We start from the raw sequence: 23,919 nt of genomic DNA, 5'->3' as shown, positions 1-23,919 counted from the left end.
ACCCGTTTTCATTCACAAATCCAACAAATTTTAATGATTCTCATAAAAAAACAGACCTGTTTAGAATTTCTCTAAAGAACCGAACAAACTATTAAATAGCATTTACTTATCAGTATATTATTTCTCACATCCACAACATATAATGCTAAAAAATTAAATCATTCCTCATCAAAACAACATATTTACCCTTATTTTTTCTAATTCGACACATAAATTTATATATGCTATGCAATGTGAATTATGTGATCTCGATCAACTTTTTTTTAATAAATTTTCGGTATTATTTACATAAATTTAACCTAACCAAAAACATTAAGGAGAAATTTATGCGTAATACACGTATTGAAGTGGATTTATTGGGTGAACGTGAAGTATCAAATGACGTTTATTGGGGAATTCACACCTTAAGAGCCGTAGAAAATTTTAACATTTCCAACAATACCATTTCTGATGTGCCTGAGTTTGTGCGGGGTATGGTGATGGTGAAAAAAGCCACCGCACTGGCCAATGGTGAACTCGGTGCCATTCCGAAAAAAATCGCCAAAGCCATTGTGCAAGCCTGTGATGAAATTTTGCTCAAAGGACGCTGTATGGATCAGTTCCCTTCTGATGTGTATCAAGGTGGGGCAGGTACGTCAGTCAATATGAATACCAACGAAGTAGTGGCCAATCTCGCATTGGAATTATTAGGTCATCCGAAAGGACAATACGATATTATTAACCCAATGGATCATGTCAACGCCAGTCAATCCACCAATGACGCCTATCCAACGGGTTTCCGTATTGCGGTGTATAACAGCATTCTCACCTTAATTGACCGTATCCATTATTTACAACAAGGCTTTGAAAACAAAGCGGAAGAATTTGCCAACGTGTTAAAAATGGGACGCACCCAATTACAAGATGCGGTGCCAATGACTGTCGGGCAAGAGTTTAAAGCCTTTGCGGTATTATTAGAAGAAGAAGTGCGTAATTTACAACATACCGCCAAATTATTGCTAGAAGTCAATCTTGGCGCCACGGCAATCGGCACAAGATTAAATACGCCTGAGGGCTATACTGAACTTGCGGTCAAATACTTAGCAGAAGTGAGCGGTTTGCCTTGCGTGCCATCCGAGAACCTAATTGAGGCCACTTCCGATTGTGGTGCTTATGTAATGGTGCATGGTGCTTTAAAACGAACCGCGGTGAAATTATCCAAAGTTTGTAATGACTTACGTTTGCTTTCTTCTGGCCCAAGAGCAGGCTTAAATGAAATCAATTTGCCAGAATTACAAGCAGGCTCCTCCATTATGCCAGCCAAAGTCAATCCGGTAGTGCCAGAAGTGGTGAACCAAGTATGCTTTAAAGTGATTGGTAACGATACTACCGTCACGTTCGCGGCAGAAGCGGGGCAATTACAATTAAACGTCATGGAACCCGTGATTGGCCAAGCCATGTTTGAATCTATTCAGATTTTATCCAATGCGTGCGTAAATTTACGGGATAAATGTATTGACGGTATCACGGTAAACAAAGAAATTTGTGAGAATTTCGTGTTTAATTCCATTGGTATCGTGACCTATCTCAATCCATTTATTGGCCACCACAACGGTGATATTGTCGGTAAAATCTGCGCCACAACGGGCCGCAGTGTACGTGACGTGGTGTTAGAAAAAGGCTTGCTTACCGAGGCCCAGTTAGATGATATTCTTTCGGTGGAAAACTTGATGAACCCAACCTATAAAGCCACACGTTTTACTGACGACGAATAAAAATCTGGTCAGTTTTCACCGCACTTTTTGGGGATGGGAAAGTGCGGTGATTTTTTGTTTATTTTTCATATTGATGCTAATTTAAAACTTAATCATGGTTTTCATAGTTAAACTTTTTAAGCACATAATCAACTTTGCCTACTCGTGTACTTATTCATATCTACTAAAATCAGTACAGAATAATACTCAATAATAGAAAAAATCTTATTATTCAAACTGACAGTAGAAATCACCACGGCTTCCATATGAATATGGACTTCTTTCTTTACTAGGATCATACACATACGCTTCATAATCAAGAATATAGAGTTTACTCGCAACTTATTTCCCATTTAAAAATCTAGCAAATATTGCTCATGGGAACTTACTTATATTGAGAAATCAATAAGTATGTCGAGATATATTCATTGTTTGAAAACAAAAAAAGTGCGGTGAAATCCACCGCACTTTCTCATTATTGTATCATCTTTTAGCAAAGATTATGCTTTAGGACCTGCTGCCACTAAGGCTTTACCTTCTGCTGTTACTGTATATTTTTCAAAGTTTTTCACAAAACGGTTAGCTAAATCTTCAGCTTTGGCTTGCCATTGTGCTTTGTCTGCATAAGTATCACGTGGATCTAAGATCGCAGGGTCAACATTTGGTAACGCAGTTGGCACTTCAACATTGAAGATTGGTAATGTTTTAGTTTCTGCTTTGTCGATTGAACCGTCTAAGATCGCATCAATGATACCACGAGTATCTTTGATTGAAATACGTTTACCTGTACCGTTCCAACCTGTGTTCACTAAGTACGCTTCTGCACCAGCAGCTTCCATACGTTTCACTAATACTTCAGCGTATTGTGTTGGGTGTAAACTTAAGAATGCGGCACCGAAACAAGCTGAGAATGTTGGTGTTGGTTCTGTGATACCACGTTCTGTACCGGCTAATTTCGCAGTGAAACCAGATAAGAAGTAGTATTTAGTTTGTTCTGGGCTTAATTTAGATACTGGTGGTAATACACCGAACGCATCTGCGGTTAAGAAAATCACTTTTTTCGCATGACCTGCTTTAGATACAGGTTCAACGATATTATCAATGTGATAAATTGGGTAAGAAACACGCGTGTTTTCTGTTTTTGAACCGTCTGCAAAGTCAACAGAACCGTCAGCACGAACCACTACGTTTTCTAATAAGGCATCACGTTTGATGGCACCATAGATATCAGGTTCGTTTTCTTTAGATAGGTTGATAGTTTTCGCATAGCAACCACCTTCGTAGTTAAATACACCGTCATCATCCCAACCGTGTTCATCGTCACCGATTAATTTACGTTTAGGGTCAGTGGAAAGGGTAGTTTTACCTGTACCAGATAAACCGAAGAATACCGCAACGTCGCCGTCTTTACCCACGTTAGCAGAACAGTGCATTGATGCGATACCGCGTAATGGTAAGAAGTAGTTCATCATTGAGAACATACCTTTTTTCATTTCGCCGCCGTACCAAGTACCACCGATTAATTGTACGCCTTCAGTGATGTTGAATGCCACGAAGTTTTCGCTGTTTAAGCCTTGTTCTTTCCAGTTTGGATTGGTCACTTTAGAACCGTTCATTACCACGAAATCCGGTTTGAAGTTCGCTAATTCAGCATCGCTTGGGCGAATAAACATGTTTTTCACAAAGTGAGCTTGCCATGCAACTTCGGTAACGATACGTACCGCTAAACGAGTATCGGCATTCGCACCACAGAACGCATCAACCACGAATAAACGTTTACCAGAAAGTTGGTGAGTCACTAAGGATTTTAAACTTTTCCAGGTTTCTTGACTCATTGGTTTGTTATCGTTTTTAGCGGCATCACTTGTCCACCAAACGGTGTCTTTTGATTTGTCATCTAATACGATGTATTTATCTTTTGGTGAACGACCAGTGAAGATACCCGTATCTACTGCAACTGCACCTGTTGTGGTTACAATACCTTTTTCATAACCTTGTAAACCTTCTTTGGTTTCTTCTGCGAATAGCAGTTCATAACTTGGGTTATGAACAATTTCTGTTACGCCAGTGATACCAATGTCGTTAAGTTCTTTGATTACTTTGTTTAAGTCAGTCATACATTACCTCATTAGAGTTAGAAAATTAAAAATTAATGGATGTGCGTATTCTATAACTTTTTTACAAGAAAAAACCTGAACTCGATCAAATTTCTGAAAAAAAGTTGAAGTTTTATCTGTTTTTTTGATATGGATCAAGTTGAATGCCATACCCTTGGTTAGTTTATCAATTTTTTTACTGAAATAAAGGATAAACCCATAAAATTTCGCTGAAAGCGACAATTATTTTTTCTTACTTGGACGTTGCCAACCTTGAATGTGTTTTTGTGGTACACGGCTAATCACAAGCTCATTTTCCGCCACATCTCGAGTAATCGTGGTACCTGCTCCAATCGTTGCACCATTTGCAATGTTAACAGGGGCAACCAGTTGGCAATCAGATCCAACAAACACATTATCGCCGATCACCGTTTTGAATTTATTGGCACCGTCATAATTACAGGTAATCACCCCAGCCCCGACGTTCACATTTGCCCCCACGTCTGCATCGCCAACGTAGGTTAAATGATTTACTTTTGAGCCTTTACCAATAGTCGCTTTTTTGATTTCTACAAAATTACCCACATGGGTTTCAGCAGCGAGTTCTGCACCAGGGCGTAAACGGCTAAATGGTCCGATAATGGCTTTCTCGCCCACGGTGCAATCTTCAAATACGGAATAAGGCTTAATTTCTACATTGTCACCCACGACAACATTTTTCAGCACACAACCCGCCCCGATTTTTACACCATTACCTAATTGAACCTTACCCTCAATAATCACGTTAATATCGATTTCGCAATCTTTACCATGGCTTAATTCGCCACGTAAATCAAAACGCTCTGGATCGGCAAGGCTGACGCCAGATAGCAATAAACGGCTCGCCTGTTTGCGTTGGTAATAACGTTCTAACGCATTGAGCTGTAAACGATTATTGGCTCCTTCTACTTCCATAATATCATCGGCAGTCACGGCGGCAACTTGATAACCGTCTTGGTTCGCCAACCCGATAACGTCAGTCATATAATATTCGCACTGAGCATTATTATTATCCAAACGACTTAACCATTTTTTAAAACTGGCGCCGTCAGATACCATAACCCCAGTATTCACTTCAGTGATTTTTAACTGTTCAGGATTAGCATCTTTTTGCTCAACAATGGCCACTACGGAACCATTTTCCCGAATAATCCGCCCGTAACCCGTTGGGTTATCCAACTTCACTGTTAATAACGCAATGCCATTTTGCGGTTTTGCCGCAATCAGTTTTTGCAAGGTTTCCGCTGTAATTAATGGGGCGTCACCGTATAACATCACAATATTTTCGTTATCTTTAAAAAACGGTGCGGCCTGTTGCATAGCATGTCCAGTGCCTAATTGTTCCGCTTGGAACACCCAATTAACAGGTTCATCCGCTAAACGTTGTTTTAACAAATCTGCACCATGGCCATAAATTAAATGAATCTGCTCGGCATTGAGCTGTTTTGCGGTATCAATCACATGTTTTACCATCGGCTTGCCCGCCACGTTGTGCAACACTTTCGGTAAATCAGAATACATTCTCGTGCCTTTGCCAGCGGCTAGGATCACTACGCTTAATTTTGTCATCATTGGTTTCTCGAATGGGGTTAAAAATAGAAGTAAAGTGCGGTGTATTTTACACGGATTTTGTGAAATGGTCTAATATCGTTATCATGCGACATCCTAATATAGGAATTCATCCATCTAGTCTAATTTAACGGTAACTATAAAAATAGCCATTTATACTAAAATAATTTAAAATTCCTCCATTCTATTATCGCTTACAGGTTGCTATCAATGAACTTCGTCTTTGCCGCCGATAACAATTATCTGCCTCACTTTGAAACCGTTTTAAAATCGGTGATGTGTTATCACGAAAATGTCTATATTTTCCTACTGATGAATGAAGAACCATCAGCCGAATTTGTAGCAAAAATCAATTACTATCTTGCCAAGCGACATAGCAAATTTTTCTATTATGTATTGAATGAAACTGATTTTGCAGGCTTGCAAGCCGTTGGGCGTTTTACTAATATGATGTTTGCTCGTTATTTTATTAGCCGTTTATTTCCCTATCAGCAAGATAATCATTGGTGTTATTTAGATATTGATATTGTGGTAAATGAAAATTTGACCCACGTGTTTGATTTAATGCAAAATCCTGCACAGAACAGAACAGAACAGAACAGAACAGAACAGAACAGAACAGAACAGAACAGAACAGAACAGAACAGAACAGAACAGAACAGAACAGCGTGCCTTATGGTGTAGCGGCTGTCAAGGACGCTTTTATGTTGCAGCCTGAATATTATTTTAATTCTGGCGTATTATTTTTTGATTCTAATTTGTGGCATTTAGATGAACGTACCTTGATTGAAACCACAAAACAACTTTCTGTTTCAAAATTTCCCGACCAAGACGTATTAAATCATTTAATCCAAGAGCATTATTATCCGCTACCGAAACAATACAATTATCAAATCATGTATTTATATCAAGATATGAGTAACTTCATACAAGAAAAAAATGATAAATTTATTTTCCCCTGTATTCTGCATTTTGCTTTTGAACACAAACCTTGGCATCAGTTAGACAATCCATTGTTGCATATCGCTATTGGAGATTTAGGCATCAATCTTAAAACCCATTTACTTTTCGGAAATAATCTCTTTGATTTTTACAAAAGTTTAAACTGGGAAATGATTGTGAATTTACCACCTGATTATTTCCAACCTCTTGCTAAACAAATTTATAAACAGAATTTTGATTATGTAGTGAAAGGTATAGCAGAGATTGAATTAACCCATTAACTTGACAAAAAGTGACTAAAAAACACCGCACATTTACAAATAATCATAGAAATAGGCGGATAAAAAACGACAAAATACGGTATAATAGTTGTCCTTTTAATTATTCAAATTTGGAAATATTTTTATGAATACATCAATTTTTACCGCACAACGCTACTCAACCAAAGCCTTTGACCCCACTCGTAAAATCTCAGCTGAAGACTGGGCGCATATTCAAGATGCGCTACGTCAAAGCCCGTCAAGCGTAAATATCCAACCTTGGCATTTTGTCGTGGGTTCAGACGAGGCAGGCAAAGCACGCATTGCCAAAGCCTTTGAAAACTTCCCGTTCAACTTAAAAAAAGTGACCGATGCTTCTCACGTTGTGGTATTCGCTAGTGCGATTGAAGCGAGCGAAGCGTTATTAAATGCTATTTTAGAGCAAGAAGACAAAGACGGTCGTTATGCTAAAGCCGAAGACAAGAAAACAGGTGATGACGTTCGCCGTTTATTTTTAGGCATTCACCGCAATAATCTGAAAGATGAGCCTGAATGGTTCGCACGCCAAACCTATTTAAATATGGGCTTTACCTTGATGACTGCGGCGGCTCTTGGTATTGACAGCGTTCCGATGGAAGGTGTCGATTTAAACACCTTAGATGCAGAATTTGGCTTAAAAGAAAAAGGCTATACTGCCCTTGCGGTGGTATCATTTGGCTACCGTGCAGCCGATGATTTCAATGCAAAATTGCCAAAATCTCGTTTAACTGATGACATGATTTTTACTCAAGCGTAATTTGCGAATTGGCTGATTAATTTTTACTGCTAAATCAATAAGATGATATACGCAAATAAAATAAAAACAAGCGATCTATGAAACCACAATACTACATCGGTATGATGTCTGGCACGAGCCTTGATGGTGTGGATTTAGCGTTAATGGATTTTGGTAAGAATCCACCGGCTATTATCACCTGTGATTTTGTGTCCATGCCTAAAGAAATTCGGCAAAAAATCACCGCACTTGTGCAATCAGGGCAAACTAGCTTGCCAATTTTAGGCGAATTAGATCACCAATTAGGCGTGCTGTATGCGGATTGTGTGAATCAACTTTTAGCAAAAGTGCGGTTAACATCGGCGCAGATTTTGGCGATTGGTTGCCACGGTCAAACGGTGTGGCATTCGCCCAATTCCACTAATCCTTTTACCATGCAAATCGGCGATATGAATGTTGTGGCGGCTCAAACTGGCATTACCACGATAGGGGATTTTCGCCGTAAAGACATAGCGATGGGCGGGCAAGGGGCGCCGCTTGTTCCTGCATTTCATCAAGCCATGTTAAGTGTGCCTGATCGGTTACGAGTAATTTTAAATATCGGCGGCATTAGCAATATTTCTGTGTTACATCCTTATTGCTCAACCATTGGCTATGATGTCGGAACTGGCAATACCTTACTAGACTGTTGGATCGAACAACATCAGGGCAAACGTTACGATAAAAATGGCGAATGGGCAGCAAGTGGACAGGTTAATCAGCCTTTATTAGCGGATTTATTAGATGAGCCGTTTTTTCAACAAGCTCCGCCGAAAAGCACGGGACGAGAGCTATTTAATTTAATTTGGTTAGAAAAAAAATTGTCAAAAAACACCGCACTTTTACCACAAGATGTGCAACGCACCTTGCTAGAATTTACTGTACAAGGCGTGGTGAATGAGCTGTTGAAATTGAACCATCAAGGCTTGCCTTGTGAATTGTTGGTGTGCGGTGGTGGGGCGAAAAATCCGTTGATTATGCAACGCTTAACTGATTTATTGCCAACTTGGTGGGTGACGACAACTAATCAGCTAGGGTTTGATGTAGACTATATGGAAGCGGCTGCCTTTGCATGGTTGGCCTATCAACGACTGCATAATTTACCAAGTAATTTGCCTGACGTAACAGGCGCAAAAAGTGCGGTGAGTTTAGGCGTGATTTTTCCCAAATAGGAAATCAATATGACAGAACAAAATTTATTGAATGACTTAAGTCTTATGATCACCGAACAACGCAATCCTGACTCTACCAATGTAGATCAAATGACCGCTTTGGAAATCGTCAGCTTAATCAATCAGCAAGATAAAGCCGTACCACAAGCCATCGAAAAATGCTTGCCACGGATTGCATTAGCTGTCGAGAAAATCGTGCAATCCTTTCAAACTGGTGGCCGATTAGTCTATATCGGGGCTGGCACCAGTGGACGATTAGGTGTGTTAGATGCGTCTGAATGTCCACCGACCTTTGGCGTTTCGCCAGAAATGGTAGTGGGTTTAATTGCTGGTGGTGAACGTGCTTTACGTCATCCTGTTGAGGGGGCAGAAGATAATCAAGAACAAGGCAAACTGGATTTACAACAAATTGATTTTTCGGAAAAAGATGTGCTAGTCGGGATCGCTGCCAGTGGGCGTACCCCCTATGTACTAGGGGCATTACACTATGCCAATGAACAGGGGGCAGCCACGGTTGCCATTGCGAGCAATCCCGATTCTGCGATGGCGAAAATTGCGGATATCGCCATTGAAACCGTGGTAGGGGCAGAAGTGTTGACGGGATCAAGCCGTATGAAATCAGGAACGGCACAAAAATTAGTCCTGAATATGCTGACCACTGCTAGCATGATTTTAATCGGGAAATGCTACCAAAATTTAATGGTAGACGTGCAAGCAAGTAATGAAAAATTGAAAGCTCGAGCAATTCGCATTGTAATGCAGGCCACAGATTGCGATGAATATCACGCTATAAAAGCGTTAAAATTAGCTGAAAATAACACAAAAATTGCTATTTTGATGATTTTAGCTCAAGTGGATAGACAACAAGCCAAGGCCTTATTAGCTGAATATCAAGGGCGATTAACTGATGCTTTACCTTAGAAATAACGCACAAAAATATTGAGAATTATTTTTATTTGATCTAAGATAGGATGATTTTTCATGAGCCTCATCTTAATTTAAGGAGAATTTATATGCGTTTAAAATTAATTGCTACGGTAATTTCTGGTTTATTACTTTCTGCTCCTGCTATGGCGGCAGATTTTTCCAAAGAAACCAAAGATTATAAAGACTTTGTAGTGGCACAAATTGATGAATTAGTAACCCAAACTGAATCCTTTGTCAGTGCGTTAAAAGCTGGTGATGTGGAAAAAGCCAAAGCGATTTATCCACAAGCTCGTATGTATTACGAACGTTCTGAGCCAATTGCAGAAAGTTTTGGCGATTTAGACCCTCGTATTGATGCTCGTTTAGCGGACTTAACCGAAGAGGGCAAAACCGAAAAAGATTGGTCAGGTTTCCATAAAATTGAAAAAGTATTATGGGAACAAAATACCACTAAAGGCACAGAAGAAACCGCTGCTCAATTATTGAAAGATGTCAAAGAATTGCGAGCAAAAATTCCAACATCTGAAGTCACAGCAGCATTAATGGTGACAGGTGCAGTGGATTTATTAAACGAAGTGTCTACCAGTAAAGTCACAGGCGAAGAAGATATTTTCTCTAAAACAGACTTGTATGATTTCAAAGCTAACGTAGAGGGTGCTGAGAAAATCTATGAGTTATTCAAACCTGAATTGTTGAAAAAAGATGCAAAATTAAGTGCAAAAATCGAGCAACATTTCAAAGCAGTGAATGATTTATTACAAACGTATAATAAATCCAGCACAGGTTATGAATATGTTCCATACAATAGCTTAACTGAAAAAGATACCAAAGCACTTGCAGAAGCAGTAAATAAATTGGGTGAACCATTGGCTCAATTAGGTGTTATTTTAGGTAAATAATCCGTGGAGTCACTATGAGTCATACAAACAATGCTCGGCGTGACTTCCTAAAGAGTAGTGTCATCATCGGTGCTGGCCTCATGGCTGGCACCGCTTATTCTTTAGAACCACGCCAAAAAATCACCATTAAAAATATCTATCCATTTTTCAACACACACCAACAAGGCATCACTTCTCCTGCACAACATCATATTTACTTTATTGTGCTGGATTTGCATAGTCAAAATCTTGATGAAATTAAACAGATGTTTAAAACTTGGACAGCATACAGCCAACAATTAACACAAGGAAAAAATGTCCAGATATATAGCGAAAATGGCTATGTGCCTGCGGTAGATACCGGTGAGGCGGATAGCTTAAATCCTTATAATTTAACCCTAACGTTCGGCGTCAGCCCAAGTTTCTTTACTAAATTAGGTATTGAAAAAGCCAAACCCGCAGAATTAGTGGATTTACCACATTTTCCACGTGATCAACTCAAAGATCAATTTGTCGGGGGCGATATTTGTATTCAGGCTTGTGCGGACGATCCGCAAGTGGCCTTTCATGCAGTGCGAAATTTAGTTCGTGTGGCTCGTTCTGAAGTCACCATGCGTTGGAGCCAATCAGGGTTTAATTCCTTCGAGGGGACCGACACGCCACGCAATCTGTTCGGTTTCCGTGACGGCACCGGTAATCCACAAGGAGAAGAATTAGACAAAACCGTGTGGTACGACAAAGATAACTGGCTGAAAGGTGGTTCATTCCTCGTGGTGCGTAAAATCCAGATGTTCTTAGAAACTTGGGATCGTACCAGTTTAAGCGAACAACAAAATACCTTTGGTCGCCATCGTGATTCAGGCGCTGCCTACGGACAGAAAAAAGAATTTGACCCAGTGGATTTAGACAAAAAAGGTCAAGATGGACAACCGCTCGTGCCTGAAGATTCGCATACGCATATTGCCCATAAAACGGGGTTAAAATTACTACGCCGTTCTTTTTCCTATGCCAGCGGCATTGATCCACGCACAGGGCAATTTGACGCAGGTTTATTATTTGTGTCATTCCAAAAAGATCCACAACAATTTATTACCATACAAAATCATTTCGGCAATATTGATAAAATGAACGAGTACATTACCCATATCGGCAGTGGACTGTTCGCTTGTTTCGCAGGAGTAAAAGATGAAAATGACTACTTGGGCAAAGCCCTGTTTGAATCCCTTTAAACTGAGTTTATTATTAGGGTTATGTTTCTCCACTTCGGCGTATGCCAAAGTGGAATTGGGCGCATTATTTGTGCATTTATCGGACGCCTTGTCTGCCGTTAAAAAAGAAAATACACAGCAAACAAAACAGTATTTACAAGCCTTACAGCAAGAATTTAATGCGATTCCAAACCATGATTCTGAGGCAGGCATACAAACAAGCAAAGTACTTGAAACCGCTATTACTAACCCAACGTTAGCCAATGTAGAACAAATTTCTAAAGATCTTTATGCGTTTGAGAAAGAACAAAACCCCGTGAATCAGGATAAAAATCGTCAGAAATTTGCCGAGCAAGTGGTGCCAACTTTGCAAGAGTTAGAACAAGTGTTAGCGAGTAAAAACATAGATGACATTCAAGCAAAATTTCACCGTTTTGGTGCCACCTGGGGAGCGAATGAATTATCCATGCGTGGCGCCAGTTTAAGCCATTACGGCAAAATGGAAACGGCAATGTCTTTATTCCGTAGTGCTATGCAAGCCAATCCGGCCAATTATGAACAAATGCAGCAGCAGTTGGTCATATTGAAAAACACGGTAGATGATTTTGTTAACAATAAATCTAACTAATTGATTTGATTAAGAGAAAAAGTGCGATAAAAATACCGCACTTTTTTCTGCCTACATAATCATTTCCAACTGTTCAAGCACATCTTCTACACCAATGTTCGCCATAGTATCCTTATGTAAATAATGCTGATTTTTACCATAACAACCAATCAGCTTGGGATCCGTGGCGCCATATAAGGTCACATTCGGCACATCTAGCGCCGCAGTTAAATGCGCCAACCCTGTGTCCACGGACACCACCGCTTTGGCATTGGCAAGTTGATGGGCTAATTCAGTTAAATTGGATTTAGGTAACACAAGCACATTGGGTAAACCTTGTGCAATCCATTCCGCCCGCTGTTTTTCTTTCTCATTTCCCCAAGGTAAACGAATCTCTATATTGGGATAAAGTGCGGTGATTTTTTCCGCTGATTTTTTCCATTCGCTATCAACCCAATGCTTATCGGCTCTGGTTGTGGCATGAATAAACATCATATAAGGCGTTGATGACTGTTGCTGTTGAAAATGCCGAGCTATGCCGTAATCCCCTTTGCTGTCGGGCAAGTGATAACCTAAGGATTGTGCGAATAATTGACGAATTCGCTCCACCGCATGCTGTTGATAAGGAATGGAAAATTTATGCCGATAAAAACAACTTGCCAAAGGTTCACGAATCGATTTTCGGTCATAACCGAATTTTTCACCCTGTGCCAAACGGGTTGCAAACAACGCACTTTTTATTAACCCTTGTGCGTCAATTACAACATCATATTGCGTGCTTTGTAATTGATTTTTATAAGATTGCCATTGCTGATAAGTTTGTTTATCAAATAAATTTTTCCGCCAACGACGAATAGCGATAGGAATCACCCGATTAACTGCCAAATGCCAAGCCGGAATTTCCGCAAAATTTTCCTCAACCACCCAATCAAATTGCACATCACCTAACGCATGTTGTGCGTCGGTGAGTGCAGGCAAGCAATGTAATACATCACCAAGGGAGGAGGTTTTGATGATACAGATTTTGGCTATTGCGTAGCTCATTCCTACATTCCTATTACACTAAATTTTTCCTATTATAGCGTTTTTTAAGGCTTGAAAAAAAGCATTAAAGCCTTATAATATAAGAAAGGGCGAACTGAAGTCCGCCCCTTTAGGTTGGTTGCCTATCTAATTAATGATAGGAGTATCTGCGGTCAGCAAGCAGATAATGATAAGAAGTAATAACAATCTTATCCATTTCATACATAATCACCTCCTTAGATCGGTAAGATTTGGGAGGATATAGCTACCCGAGGTCCAGTCGGGAAAGCTATACACACCCGACCAACCGCTAAATAGTATACCATTGAATGGTATAGCAGCAAACCGCCGACGCATAAAAATCGGCGGTTTCGTTTTTAATTTGCCAACAACCCCGTTAATTTTTCCATCACCATTTCAGGCGTAATATCCATTAAACTTTGGTGATACCCCTCGCTACTGTCTGCTCCTTTACGGATTTTTATTAAACCGCCTTTAATTAAGCGAATAATCACCGCTTTATCGGATAACGGCGGTGTATATTCTGGACTCGTTGGCCCATAAACCGCCACTAATGGACGACCAACCGCCGCCGCAATGTGCATTAATCCACTGTCGTTAGTGACCATTGCGGTACAATCCGCAATCAAATCCACCGCTTGATTAAGTTCAGTTTGTCCGGCTAAATTAACACAATAGCGTTGCAACGATTCAGGCAAACTTAAACGAATTTGTTCGCCGACGTCCACATCTTTGTTGGAACCAAACAGGCGAATACTATAACCCAGCTCAATCAGCTTTTCCGCTAATTTGGCATAATGATAATGTGGCCAACGTTTGGCGGGACCAAATTCTGCCCCAGGGCAAAAACCAATGGCAGGGCGATTTTCCGCCAAAGCAAATTGTGCGGTGAAAATTTCTTTGGTTTTTTGCACCGCACTTTCATCAACGGTTAAATACGGTGTTGGAATAGGCAAATCTTGTGCCGTTGGAACTCCCCCTTTTTCATACCCTAACGCCACATAACGCTGCACCATCATGGGATAGTGGTTTTTATTAGATCGTAAATCATTCAAAAAGAAATAACGGCTTTCCCCTTTCCAACCACGGCGAACAGGAATTTTAGCGAACAAAGGAATAAAGGCGGATTTCAACGAATTAGGCAATACAATCGCCATATCATATTGATTACGCAAGGCTTTACCAATTTTATAACGTTCCCCCAAGGAAAACGCACCATGTCCAATCGGCATGGTCAACGCATGACGCACCTCAGGCATACGAGCCAACAACGGTTTACACCAGTTCGGCGCAAGCACATCAAGTTGGCAATCGGGATATTGCTGTTTTAAGGTTTGATACAGGCTATGCGACATCATCATATCGCCAACCCACGATGGGGCAATGATTAGGATATTCATAGTTTTTCTATTTCATTGGTTGGAATTGTTTTTATTTTAACTAAAAAATGCGTTCTTTTATACCATCATTCATTTTTTTATGAAATTACATTAAAAATTTTATAATTGAATGGCAAATTAATTGGCAGTATGATTTTACTATCAAGGAGAAAAAATGAAATTTTTGCTTTTTTTAGTGGTTGTATTGGGAGCGTCTTTCCTGTTAATGTTGGCTATCGGTGATTGGATTCCACGTGGTTGGCGGGCGTTTTTTGGTGAAAACAAAGCCAAAGCGAATATTGCGCCAATTCAAGCAGCAGTTACCCAAACTGCTGCACCACAAAATATAGAACAGCAAGATTCCATTCAATCATCTTTAGAAAAGCAAATTCACTTTACTCAATTAAGCGTTGAACTTCGGCAGAAATTGGTGAAGTTGTTGCAAGAAAAGGGTAATACCCCTTATTTCCAACAGCTTGTGGTGTTGCATCAACAAATTTTACCCAAAGAAAGCCGTTTAGTGAGTTTGTTGAAAAAGCAGATCAAACTCAATAAACAGTTGGAGCGACTACTGAAAAAGGATGATTTTTCCGACCAAATGGATGATGTGCAAGATCAGGCGGATAGTCTTGATGTTGGGTTAGATGATCTGATGGATGACATTGAGCAATTACAAGATCAAATTGATGTACTTGAAGATAATCATATTGATAACTTACACGAACAAGAAATAAGAGAAATATTTAACACTGATTTAGAAACCTTTGTAATGTTGCAAGATGGGGCTTATTGGGAGCGGGATAACCCGATATGGTGGGCGAATTATTGGGCAAATTTCAAGGGGAAATAAAGGCATAGTAAAGGGTATTTTTCACTATGCCCTGTTAAGCTAAATTTTTGCTTTGTCTAATGCTTGATTCAGATCCGCAATTAAATCTTCCGCATTTTCAATCCCAATCGCTAACCGCAATAAACCTTGAGTAATACCGATTTTATCCTGTAATTCTGCGGAATAAGATTCGTGGGTCATACTGGCTGGGTGGCAAATTAAACTTTCTACGCCACCAAGACTGACAGCCAAATCAAACAATTCAAGGCTTTTGGCGAAGATTTTGCTGTCGTAACCGTCCTGTAAGGCTAAGGAAATCACGGCACCAATACCGCTCGCTTGTTTTTGTTGTATGGCTCGCTCGTGATCGCTATAAGATCCCGCATAATGCACGGCTTTCACACCCGAATGTTGGGTTAAAAAATCAATGATTTTATGGGTGTTTTCCGCTTGACGATCAAGACGCACACTGAGAGTTTTTAAGCCTTTGATCAACGCATAAGCGTCCATGGGGCTAAGTGTTGCGCCGAGGGTATTTTTCATAAATTGAATACGTTCAGCCAATTCCTCATGATTAGTCGCCACCACACCCGCAATCACATCCGCATGTCCGCCAATATATTTCGTGGCGCTGTAAACAACAATATCTGCGCCCAATGACAAGACTCGTTGATAATAAGGCGTGAGGAACGTGTTATCCACCACCACTAACGCCCCTTTTTGATGGGCAATGTTGGCAATGCGTTCAATGTCGGTCACTCTTAACAAGGGATTAGATGGCGTTTCAACAAAGATCATTTTGACATTATCATCAATCTCATCAATCACATTTAAATCATCTACTAATTCGTATTCAATGCCTTGATTGGCGAAAATGCCATGTACATAGCGATAAGTGCCACCATACACATTATTGTTTAATAGAACCTTATCCCCTTGTTTTAACAGACTAAAAACGCTACTCGTGGCTGCCATGCCAGACGCAAACGCAAAGGCCTGTTTTGCGCCCTCCACACGAGCAAACAAGTCTTCAAAATTATCTCGAGTCGGATTATGACTGCGAGAATAAGCAAAATCCTGCCATTCATCAATACCGTCTTGCACAAAGGTAGTAGCAAGAAAAATCGGCGGAATAATGGCTTTATGGGGGTTATGTTTGGCCTCAATGCCTTTCACAATCAGGGTGTCAAATTTCATGTTTTTCCTACCTTTAAACAAATCGGGATGAATATTTTTCTAATCGGGCTTGCCCGTAGGTTAATAGGGTGCAAACCAATAAATACATCAACGCCGCCAACACATACAGCGTCAACGGGTCAAACACCCGAGCGGCGATACGTTGTGCGGCCATAAACATGTCCACCATGGTGATAGATGCCACTAAGGAGGTTTCTTTCACGGTGCTAATAAAGGTGTTAGAAAGGGACGGCAAGGCAATGCGTACAGCTTGCGGTAACACCACGTAGCTCACAATTTGCGGATAAGATAAACCGAGTGAGGTGGCGGATTCCCATTGTCCTTTTGATACGGAAAGAATAGCGGCACGCACGGTTTCACTGGCAAATGCGCCAATATTGAGGCTAAAAGTAATAATCGCTGCCGCCCACACATCTAAGCTAATACCAATGATCGGCAAGCCAAAATATACGATAAACAGTTGCACTAACAACGGCGTGCCACGGAAAATCCAAATGTAAAATTGGCATAATTGGGTGAAAACGTTCACTTTGGCGACTTGAATCAGGGCGGTAAATAAGGCAATCACTAACCCGATAGCAAAGGAAATAATGCTCAGTGGAATGGTCACTTTCACCATGGCATCTGCCATAATGGGAATCGACGTTAAACAAAGCTCGTAAATGCGAGAAAATTCTTCCATATTTAATCTGTTGGGGAAATGTTAAAAAAATACCCCAAAAATCACCGCAGTTTAGTGGCGATTTTTGGGGAGGGATAGTTATTCGGTAATATCTTTACCAAAATATTTTTCGGAAATGGCTTTTAATTTTCCCTCCGCTTTTAATTCCGCAAGGGCTTTGTTGATTTGATCTAACAATTCGGTATTGTCTTTTTTCACTAATGCCGCTTGTTGGTTGCTTTCTTCGCTAGTGAATGCAATTTTTAGCGGGGCATTCGGGCGTTGTTTTAAGTAATCTAATAAAATCACATCATCTTGCAAAATAGTGTCGGCACGTTTGTTAATCACTAATTCCGCCTCCTTGCTAAATCCATCTACGGTGACCAATTCTGCACCGTGAGATTTCGCTAATTCCCCCCAGTTGCTTGTTGCCGCACTGGCATTTTTCTTGCCTTTTAGATCAGAAAAAGAATGAATATCCGCATTATCTTTATGGGTAATAATGACGGCATGGGTGATCGTATATGGCGTACTAAAATTGTATTTTGGCTTACGAGAATCGGTAATAGTTACTTGGTTAAACACCACATCAGATTTACCCGCATCAAATGCCGCCAACATGGCATCCCATGGGGCAGTCACATAATCAATTTTAAGACCTAACTTTTCCGCCACCGCTTGAGCGATTTCTACATCAAAGCCCGTGAGTTCGTTTTTGTCGTTATAAAATGAAAACGGGGAATAGGTGCCCTCTGTTCCCACGGTTAACACACCGTCTTTTAAGGTTTTGGCGTTCACAGATGTGGCTAATAGGGCGAATGCCGCCGCAGTGAAAAGTGTTTTGATGGAAAGTTTCATAATGGTTCCTTAAGTTGAAATAATAAAGTGATTTAATAGTAAAAAAAGGTGTTGCGCTTAGCAATCAAATTTTAATGCTCTGTTAGACTTTAACGTTACTTGATATTTCAAAAAGGAATAAGCGCCCCAAAAGAGGACTCAGCGATCCCTCTTATTGGGGGCAAAATTTATTATAAAATCTCTTTATCGCATATTTTGGCCGTTTCTCGTAATCTGAAAACGCATAAATTGCTCCTGATCTTCCTTAAGTAACTGAATAAAGCTAAATTGAAGTGCTTTGAGTTGCTCGGTTTGCTTATTTTGTCCCCCCCAACTTTTTAGATAACATAAAGAATACGCCATATTTTAACCTATTTTTGTGATCTTGATTCCAAAATCTGTAACAAATCATGGCAAGATTTCTGAAGCTGAGATAGATTTGGCTAATTCAAACTGCTTGTCTGTTGGAAAATGATAAATTATAATCTATGGGGAAATTTGTATGGAAGAAATAGAAGAATGGGAGGTTATTTTACAAGAACCTGTTTTGGATTGGCTTACCTTGCTAGAAAAAGATGATGTGGATAAAATCACTTCAGCACTTAATCTATTAGGCGTTCACGGACCACGTTTAGGACGGCCTTATGTAGATACATTACAGAATGTAAAATACGCCAATATGAAAGAATTGCGTGTTCAGTCAAGATTGTCTGTATTTCGCTTGTTCTTTATTTTTGATCCCCTTAGGCAAGCCATTGTGCTATGTGGTGGGGATAAAAAAGGCAAGAATGAGAAAGCATTTTATAAAACAATGATTGCTCAAGCAGAACAAACCTATGAAACCTATTTAAAAGAAGAATATTTGGAGAATAAATGATGAAATCTATGACACTTAAAGAATTTATTGCCGAAATGCCGACTGAACGCCAACAAAAAATCCAACAAGAAACCGAACGGATGTTAATGGAACTCCAACTTGCCGAACTCCGCCAAGAACTTGAACTTTCCCAACAACAGCTCGCCAAAGAACTCAACATCAGTCAACCGACCGTGGTGGCAATGGAAAAACGAGGTAACGATATTCGCTTGTCGTCAGTTAAACGTTATGTGGAGGCAATGGGAGGACGGCTTAGTCTTTCCGTGGCATTGCCAACGGGGAAAACGGTATCTTTTGCGCTATAAGATGTAAGGGCGTATGGCATACGCCCCCACAATGACCTCTCAGCGATCATCAATATGGACAGACCGCTTTATTTCTTGTTCAACCACACCATATATTCCGCCACACCCTCTGCCACGGATTTAAATTGATAATCACAACCTGCTTGACGCAATTTAGTTAAATCCGCTTGGGTGTATTCTTGATAGCGAGATTTTAAATGTTCTGGGAAAGGAATGGTTTCAATTTTGCCTTTACCATGATGTTTCACCACCGCCTCGGCCACTTCACGGAAACTTTCCGCTTTGCCGGTGCCAAGATTGTAAATGCCTGAAATCCCCTCTTGCCATGCCCATAAATTCACGGCGGCTACATCACCTACATAGATAAAATCACGCAAGAAATGCTCAGAACCGGCAAACAATTTCGGGTTTTCGCCTTTTAAAATTTGGTTATTTAAATGGAAAGCCACACTGGCCATGGAGCCTTTGTGTTGTTCTCTCGGGCCATACACATTGAAATATTTAAAGCCACAAACAGGCGAGCTGACTTCAGGTAAAATGGCTCGCACATATTGGTCGAACAGGAATTTGGAGTAACCATAGGCATTGAGTGGACCCTCAAATTGGCGTTCTTCCACAAACTCGGTTTTATCGCCATAAGTGGCGGCACTGGAGGCATAGAAAAACGGGATTTCACGGTCAATGCAATAATGCAATAATTCTTTGGAATATTCGTAATTATTGTGCATTAAATATTTACCGTCCCATTCTGTGGTGGCTGAACAAGCGCCCTCATGGAAAATGGCGTCAATGTCGCCTAATTCATCCCCCGCAATAATCGAGGCAATAAAATCGTCTTTATCGCAATAATCTGCAATATCCAAATCCACTAAATTAATAAATTTGGTGCCGTCTTTGAGGTTATCCACCACTAAAATATCGGTACGACCCATTTCATTTAAGGCTTTCACGATATTGCTACCGATCATGCCTGCTCCGCCAGTGACGATTATCATAATATTGTCCTTTTGTTTCTCTAAATTCGCCTTATTGTAATCTATTTTACTCCAAAGTGCGGTATTTTTTACCGCACTTTTGGGTAAAAAACAGGAAAAATAAAGGCTTGATTGCTCAAGCCTTGTGTATATTAATCGTTAGCATTAAACTCATCTAAGTTATCGCTCACCACGCCTGAAAGCGTGTAAACACGTTTAATGGTGTTTACTCTGGAACGGTATTTGTTCCACGTTTTCTCAAAAAAGGTTTCCGCCGGGCGTTCGCCACGACAAAAGGCCACGAAATTTTTTTCTTCAGCGGTTTTGGCTTTGCGAGTGCCTTCATCTAAGGCTTTGAACGCTTGACCATATTGCTCTAAGGCTTGGGATTCTTTGATAGTATAATCGCCATGACGAGCGAAACCACGTGGGTAATTTTTATCGTCAAAAAAACGACGTTCTACACTAAAACTTTCTGCCATACTCTACTCCTCGGTTATTTTTTCAATAATTGTTTTACAGTTTCTACATAATCTGCCACGAAATCATCACGAGATAATCCCTCTGGATTCACTCGGAATTTTCCGTTCACATACATATCCGGCACACCTCGCACATCAAGCTGTTCCGCTAAATTGGTTTGGGTTTTGACTAAAGCGGTGACCGCAAAGCTGTTGATACCACCGTCAAATTGTTCTGCGGTGATGCCGTTATCCACAAAAATCTGGCGAATATCGGCCATACTGCTTAATTTATCCGCTTGTGCCGCCTCAAATAAGGCGGTTTTCACTTTACTTTCTGCCCCTAATGCCATGGCCAACGCCCAAGCACGAGTGAGATTTTCCGATTGACGACCTAAGAAATTCACGTGATATTGTTTAAAGCTCGCATCTGCAGGCAAACTGTCTTGCACTTTCTTTGGAATGGCATATTGCATTTCAAAGGCGTAACAATGTGGACAGTAGAAAGAAAAGAATTCGATCACTTCGGCTTTTTCTGAATGTGGACGGCTTAATGTCACGTATTGTTCGCCGTCTTTTAAGTCTGCCGCGTGCAGATTCACACTGGCAATGGCCATGGTGGCCGCAATTAAGTTAATAAGAAATTTTTTCATGTTCCCGTTTCCTTACAATATTATTTTAAAATCCCACGAGCTTTTAGCAAGGCGGTTTTAAAATCTTCTTCATAGTCTTTTTTGATCCCCGGAATGGGTTCATGTTTGTCTTTGCCGTGCATTTTGAGTTGATAAATAATCACTTCATCAGATAACTCAGTCAGCGGTTTTTCAAAGCCAGATTCATCTGCAATGGCTTGTAAAATTTGCATTAAACTCATGTCTGGGTCTTTATTAGACCAATAGGGTTGTAAAAGTTCCAAAACTTCATTCAAACGATGACATTTCATAATCTTTTCCTTAATATAGAATGGTTGGCAAATAATACTTGAATTAAAGGCGATTGACAAACAATGATAACGATAAGTGCGGTAATTTTAGCAGGTGGAAAGGCAAGACGTATGCAAGGGGCGGATAAAGGGCTACAAATTCTGGCCGGCAAGCCATTGGTTGCACATATTATTCGCCGTTTACAGCCACAAATTGCGGAGATTGCTATTAATGCGAACCGCCATATTGAACTGTATCAGCAATTTGGTTTACCGGTTTTTGCTGATGAATTAGCGGATTTTCAAGGGCCATTAAGCGGTATGTTAACCAGTTTAAAACGAGCAACAAGTGATTATGTGTTATTTGTGCCTTGCGATTGCCCTTTTTTGCCGTTGAATTTACTGGAGAAATTAAAAAGTGCGGTGTTAATTTCACAACCTTTAGTGGCGTATGCCACGGATGGCGAACGTGAACATCCCACATTCTGTTTGGTTTCTCGTCAATTATGCCCCGCACTTTCGGCTTATTTAGATCAAGGTGAACGGCGAATGTTGCAATTTATGTTGCAACAAGGAGCGGTTGCGGTGGATTTTTCTGAACAGAAAAAGGCATTTCGCAATTTTAATACTTTACAGGAGTTGGCGGATGAAAATGATCAAACGTTGTGATTGGGCGGGGAACTTGCCGATTTATCAAGATTATCACGATAAGGAATGGGGCAAGCCTGAATTTGATCCGCAGAAATTATTTGAGAAACTTTGCTTAGAGGGACAACAAGCGGGGTTATCATGGATAACCGTGTTAAAAAAACGAGAAAACTATCGTCAAGCCTTTCATCATTTTGATCCTGAAAAGATTGCACGCATGACAGAACGGGATATGGATGAGTTAATGCAAAATGTGGGATTAATTCGTCACCGAGCCAAGTTACAAGCCATTGTGAAAAATGCCCAAGCCTATTTAGCCATGCAAAAGTGCGGTGAAAATTTTGCCGATTTTATTTGGGCGTTTGTTGATCATCAACCGCAAATCAATGATGTGCCGAATTTGGCTGCGGTACCTGCCAAAACCGAAATCTCCAAAGCCATGTCAAAAGCACTGAAGAAAAAAGGCTTTGTGTTTGTGGGGGAAACCACCTGCTATGCGTTTATGCAATCAATGGGACTGGTGAATGATCATTTGAATGATTGTTTTTGTAAATAGCGTGTTTTTTATTAATAAAAAAGGGAATCCAAACGAAGAGTAGATTCCCTATTTTTAGCGATAATTTACTTACAATTTCACAAATTCCGCTGCAATTTGGCTAGCTAATTTCGCATTGTTTAACACCAAATTAATATTGGAATTTAAGCTGTCGCCCCCCGTTAATTCACAGACTCGAGCTAACAAGAATGGGGTGCTGTCTTTGCCGTGAATACCCTGTTCTTCCGATTCTTTTAAGGCTTGTTCAATCGCCGCTTTAATGGTGTGTTCTGGCATTTCAAATTCGGCAGGAATTGGGTTCGCAATCACTAAACCTCCATCTAATCCTAATTGCCATTTGGCTTGCATTGCTAAAGCAATTTGTTCAGGGCTGTCTAATTTTACACTCACTTCAAAATCACTGCGACTGGTGTAGAACGCTGGTAATTGTTGGGTTTGATAACCAATTAATGGCACGCCAAAGGTTTCTAAATATTCGGTGGTTAAGCCTAAATCTAAAATGGATTTTGCTCCCGCACAAACCACGGCTACATTAGTATGAGCCAATTCTTGTAAGTCAGCGGAAATATCAAAGGTGGTTTCGGCACCACGATGCACACCGCCAATACCGCCCGTCGCAAACACCTTAATGCCTGCTAATGCCGCCACAATCATTGTCGCTGCCACCGTGGTTGCCCCGTGCTTTTTAGCTGCCACAATAAACGGCAAATCACGGCGGCTGACTTTTGCCACGGCTTGCCCTTCTTTGCCTAAAATTTCAATTTCATCACGGCTTAAACCTGCTTTTAAACGCCCATTGATAATCGCAATGGTCGCAGGAATGGCTCCATTATCACGAATCACCTGCTCCACACGCAATGCGGTTTCCACATTTTGCGGATAAGGCATACCGTGCGAGATAATGGTGGATTCCAACGCCACCACAGGCTTACCCTGTTGTAAGGCTTGTGCCACTTCAGGGGCAATATCAAGAAATTGATTCAT

27 protein-coding genes are annotated in these 23,919 nt (G+C 40.5%); 14 read left to right on the top strand and 13 right to left on the bottom strand.

Features of this window, described 5'->3' with window-relative positions:
* The first annotated feature begins 326 nt into the window (after nucleotides 1-326).
* A complete protein-coding gene (gene aspA / locus ACTG7L_RS09495; protein WP_439328332.1) occupies nucleotides 327-1,754 on the top strand; it encodes an aspartate ammonia-lyase in 1,428 nt (475 codons plus the stop codon).
* A 479-nt stretch (nucleotides 1,755-2,233) separates the two neighbouring features.
* On the opposite strand, the gene pckA is transcribed toward aspA, so the two are convergent.
* The gene (pckA, locus tag ACTG7L_RS09490; protein WP_439328331.1) at nucleotides 2,234-3,850 is read right to left on the bottom strand and encodes a phosphoenolpyruvate carboxykinase (ATP); all 1,617 of its coding nucleotides are present in this window, start codon (nucleotides 3,848-3,850) and stop codon (nucleotides 2,234-2,236) included.
* Nucleotides 3,851-4,072: 222 nt separating this feature from the next.
* Nucleotides 4,073-5,440, bottom strand: coding sequence for a bifunctional UDP-N-acetylglucosamine diphosphorylase/glucosamine-1-phosphate N-acetyltransferase GlmU (gene glmU, locus ACTG7L_RS09485; protein WP_439328330.1), 1,368 nt, complete (start codon nucleotides 5,438-5,440; stop codon nucleotides 4,073-4,075).
* 207 nt (nucleotides 5,441-5,647) lie between these two features.
* Between glmU and ACTG7L_RS09480 the strand changes: the two genes are divergently transcribed.
* The 8 genes from ACTG7L_RS09480 to ACTG7L_RS09445 all read left to right on the top strand — a co-directional run bounded on the left by ACTG7L_RS09480 (nucleotide 5,648) and on the right by ACTG7L_RS09445 (nucleotide 12,266).
* Nucleotides 5,648-6,121 carry a glycosyltransferase gene (locus ACTG7L_RS09480; RefSeq protein WP_439328329.1) on the top strand — a complete coding sequence of 158 codons (474 nt, stop codon included), beginning with the start codon at nucleotides 5,648-5,650 and terminating at the stop codon, nucleotides 6,119-6,121.
* Nucleotides 6,122-6,141: 20 nt separating this feature from the next.
* The gene (locus ACTG7L_RS09475) at nucleotides 6,142-6,660 is read left to right on the top strand and encodes a glycosyltransferase (protein WP_439328328.1); all 519 of its coding nucleotides are present in this window, start codon (nucleotides 6,142-6,144) and stop codon (nucleotides 6,658-6,660) included.
* A gap of 124 nt (nucleotides 6,661-6,784) precedes the next feature.
* Nucleotides 6,785-7,435: an oxygen-insensitive NAD(P)H nitroreductase gene (gene nfsB / locus ACTG7L_RS09470; protein WP_439328327.1), complete on the top strand. Its 651-nt coding sequence runs from the start codon at nucleotides 6,785-6,787 to the stop codon at nucleotides 7,433-7,435.
* A 77-nt stretch (nucleotides 7,436-7,512) separates the two neighbouring features.
* Nucleotides 7,513-8,625, top strand: coding sequence for an anhydro-N-acetylmuramic acid kinase (locus tag ACTG7L_RS09465; protein WP_439328326.1), 1,113 nt, complete (start codon nucleotides 7,513-7,515; stop codon nucleotides 8,623-8,625).
* Between the two features lie 9 nt (nucleotides 8,626-8,634).
* The gene (gene murQ, locus ACTG7L_RS09460; protein ID WP_439328325.1) at nucleotides 8,635-9,546 is read left to right on the top strand and encodes an N-acetylmuramic acid 6-phosphate etherase; all 912 of its coding nucleotides are present in this window, start codon (nucleotides 8,635-8,637) and stop codon (nucleotides 9,544-9,546) included.
* Nucleotides 9,547-9,638: 92 nt separating this feature from the next.
* On the top strand, nucleotides 9,639-10,451 hold the full coding sequence (efeO, locus tag ACTG7L_RS09455; RefSeq protein ID WP_439328324.1) for an iron uptake system protein EfeO: 813 nt from the start codon (nucleotides 9,639-9,641) through the stop codon (nucleotides 10,449-10,451).
* A gap of 14 nt (nucleotides 10,452-10,465) precedes the next feature.
* A complete protein-coding gene (gene efeB / locus ACTG7L_RS09450) occupies nucleotides 10,466-11,659 on the top strand; it encodes an iron uptake transporter deferrochelatase/peroxidase subunit (RefSeq protein WP_439328323.1) in 1,194 nt (397 codons plus the stop codon).
* Nucleotides 11,616-12,266 (top strand): hypothetical protein, encoded by a 651-nt coding sequence (locus tag ACTG7L_RS09445; RefSeq protein ID WP_439328322.1) that lies wholly within the window; start codon nucleotides 11,616-11,618, stop codon nucleotides 12,264-12,266. Before efeB ends, ACTG7L_RS09445 begins: the two co-directional genes overlap by 44 nt.
* A 51-nt stretch (nucleotides 12,267-12,317) precedes the next feature.
* Here the strand turns inward: ACTG7L_RS09445 and rfaC are convergent, their stop codons facing one another.
* Nucleotides 12,318-13,289, bottom strand: a complete 972-nt coding sequence (gene rfaC, locus ACTG7L_RS09440; protein ID WP_439328321.1) for a lipopolysaccharide heptosyltransferase RfaC — start codon at nucleotides 13,287-13,289, stop codon at nucleotides 12,318-12,320.
* 356 nt (nucleotides 13,290-13,645) lie between these two features.
* Entirely contained in the window at nucleotides 13,646-14,689 is a 1,044-nt protein-coding gene (waaF, locus tag ACTG7L_RS09435) for a lipopolysaccharide heptosyltransferase II (RefSeq protein ID WP_439328320.1), read from the bottom strand.
* A 154-nt stretch (nucleotides 14,690-14,843) separates the two neighbouring features.
* Between waaF and ACTG7L_RS09430 the strand changes: the two genes are divergently transcribed.
* Nucleotides 14,844-15,518 carry a hypothetical protein gene (locus ACTG7L_RS09430; RefSeq protein ID WP_439328319.1) on the top strand — a complete coding sequence of 225 codons (675 nt, stop codon included), beginning with the start codon at nucleotides 14,844-14,846 and terminating at the stop codon, nucleotides 15,516-15,518.
* 39 nt (nucleotides 15,519-15,557) lie between these two features.
* Here the strand turns inward: ACTG7L_RS09430 and ACTG7L_RS09425 are convergent, their stop codons facing one another.
* From ACTG7L_RS09425 to ACTG7L_RS09410, 4 genes are all read right to left on the bottom strand, one after another.
* The gene (locus tag ACTG7L_RS09425; protein WP_439328318.1) at nucleotides 15,558-16,694 is read right to left on the bottom strand and encodes a trans-sulfuration enzyme family protein; all 1,137 of its coding nucleotides are present in this window, start codon (nucleotides 16,692-16,694) and stop codon (nucleotides 15,558-15,560) included.
* A gap of 13 nt (nucleotides 16,695-16,707) precedes the next feature.
* Entirely contained in the window at nucleotides 16,708-17,376 is a 669-nt protein-coding gene (locus tag ACTG7L_RS09420) for an amino acid ABC transporter permease (protein WP_439240542.1), read from the bottom strand.
* 78 nt (nucleotides 17,377-17,454) lie between these two features.
* Nucleotides 17,455-18,213 (bottom strand): amino acid ABC transporter substrate-binding protein, encoded by a 759-nt coding sequence (locus ACTG7L_RS09415; protein WP_439328317.1) that lies wholly within the window; start codon nucleotides 18,211-18,213, stop codon nucleotides 17,455-17,457.
* A 183-nt stretch (nucleotides 18,214-18,396) separates the two neighbouring features.
* Nucleotides 18,397-18,555 carry a hypothetical protein gene (locus ACTG7L_RS09410; protein WP_439328316.1) on the bottom strand — a complete coding sequence of 53 codons (159 nt, stop codon included), beginning with the start codon at nucleotides 18,553-18,555 and terminating at the stop codon, nucleotides 18,397-18,399.
* 139 nt (nucleotides 18,556-18,694) lie between these two features.
* Between ACTG7L_RS09410 and ACTG7L_RS09405 the strand changes: the two genes are divergently transcribed.
* Nucleotides 18,695-19,069, top strand: coding sequence for a type II toxin-antitoxin system RelE/ParE family toxin (locus ACTG7L_RS09405; RefSeq protein WP_439328315.1), 375 nt, complete (start codon nucleotides 18,695-18,697; stop codon nucleotides 19,067-19,069).
* Nucleotides 19,070-19,104: 35 nt separating this feature from the next.
* Nucleotides 19,105-19,374, top strand: a complete 270-nt coding sequence (locus ACTG7L_RS09400; RefSeq protein ID WP_439328344.1) for a helix-turn-helix domain-containing protein — start codon at nucleotides 19,105-19,107, stop codon at nucleotides 19,372-19,374.
* A gap of 68 nt (nucleotides 19,375-19,442) precedes the next feature.
* On the opposite strand, the gene rfaD is transcribed toward ACTG7L_RS09400, so the two are convergent.
* The 4 genes from rfaD to ACTG7L_RS09380 all read right to left on the bottom strand — a co-directional run bounded on the left by rfaD (nucleotide 19,443) and on the right by ACTG7L_RS09380 (nucleotide 21,752).
* The gene (gene rfaD / locus ACTG7L_RS09395; RefSeq protein WP_439257332.1) at nucleotides 19,443-20,369 is read right to left on the bottom strand and encodes an ADP-glyceromanno-heptose 6-epimerase; all 927 of its coding nucleotides are present in this window, start codon (nucleotides 20,367-20,369) and stop codon (nucleotides 19,443-19,445) included.
* Between the two features lie 131 nt (nucleotides 20,370-20,500).
* Nucleotides 20,501-20,830 carry a DUF413 domain-containing protein gene (locus ACTG7L_RS09390; protein WP_439257333.1) on the bottom strand — a complete coding sequence of 110 codons (330 nt, stop codon included), beginning with the start codon at nucleotides 20,828-20,830 and terminating at the stop codon, nucleotides 20,501-20,503.
* Between the two features lie 14 nt (nucleotides 20,831-20,844).
* A complete protein-coding gene (dsbA, locus tag ACTG7L_RS09385) occupies nucleotides 20,845-21,462 on the bottom strand; it encodes a thiol:disulfide interchange protein DsbA (RefSeq protein ID WP_439328314.1) in 618 nt (205 codons plus the stop codon).
* 20 nt (nucleotides 21,463-21,482) lie between these two features.
* On the bottom strand, nucleotides 21,483-21,752 hold the full coding sequence (locus tag ACTG7L_RS09380; RefSeq protein WP_439240525.1) for a YihD family protein: 270 nt from the start codon (nucleotides 21,750-21,752) through the stop codon (nucleotides 21,483-21,485).
* A 63-nt stretch (nucleotides 21,753-21,815) separates the two neighbouring features.
* On the opposite strand from ACTG7L_RS09380, the gene mobA reads away from it, so the two are divergent.
* Both mobA and ACTG7L_RS09370 read left to right on the top strand, forming a co-directional pair.
* Complete coding sequence (gene mobA / locus ACTG7L_RS09375; protein ID WP_439328313.1) at nucleotides 21,816-22,400, top strand: molybdenum cofactor guanylyltransferase MobA; 585 nt, start codon at nucleotides 21,816-21,818, stop codon at nucleotides 22,398-22,400.
* Complete coding sequence (locus tag ACTG7L_RS09370) at nucleotides 22,384-22,935, top strand: DNA-3-methyladenine glycosylase I (RefSeq protein WP_439328343.1); 552 nt, start codon at nucleotides 22,384-22,386, stop codon at nucleotides 22,933-22,935. Before mobA ends, ACTG7L_RS09370 begins: the two co-directional genes overlap by 17 nt.
* 69 nt (nucleotides 22,936-23,004) lie before the next feature.
* Here ACTG7L_RS09370 and ACTG7L_RS09365 read toward each other — a convergent pair whose 3' ends face one another.
* Complete coding sequence (locus ACTG7L_RS09365; protein ID WP_439328312.1) at nucleotides 23,005-23,919, bottom strand: pseudouridine-5'-phosphate glycosidase; 915 nt, start codon at nucleotides 23,917-23,919, stop codon at nucleotides 23,005-23,007.

Source organism: Lonepinella sp. BR2357 (genome assembly GCF_051851525.1).
In the GTDB taxonomy this organism is placed as follows: domain Bacteria; phylum Pseudomonadota; class Gammaproteobacteria; order Enterobacterales; family Pasteurellaceae; genus Lonepinella.
Note: the sequence above shows the minus strand (reverse complement) of the source record. Positions and strands in the feature narration are given on the sequence as shown.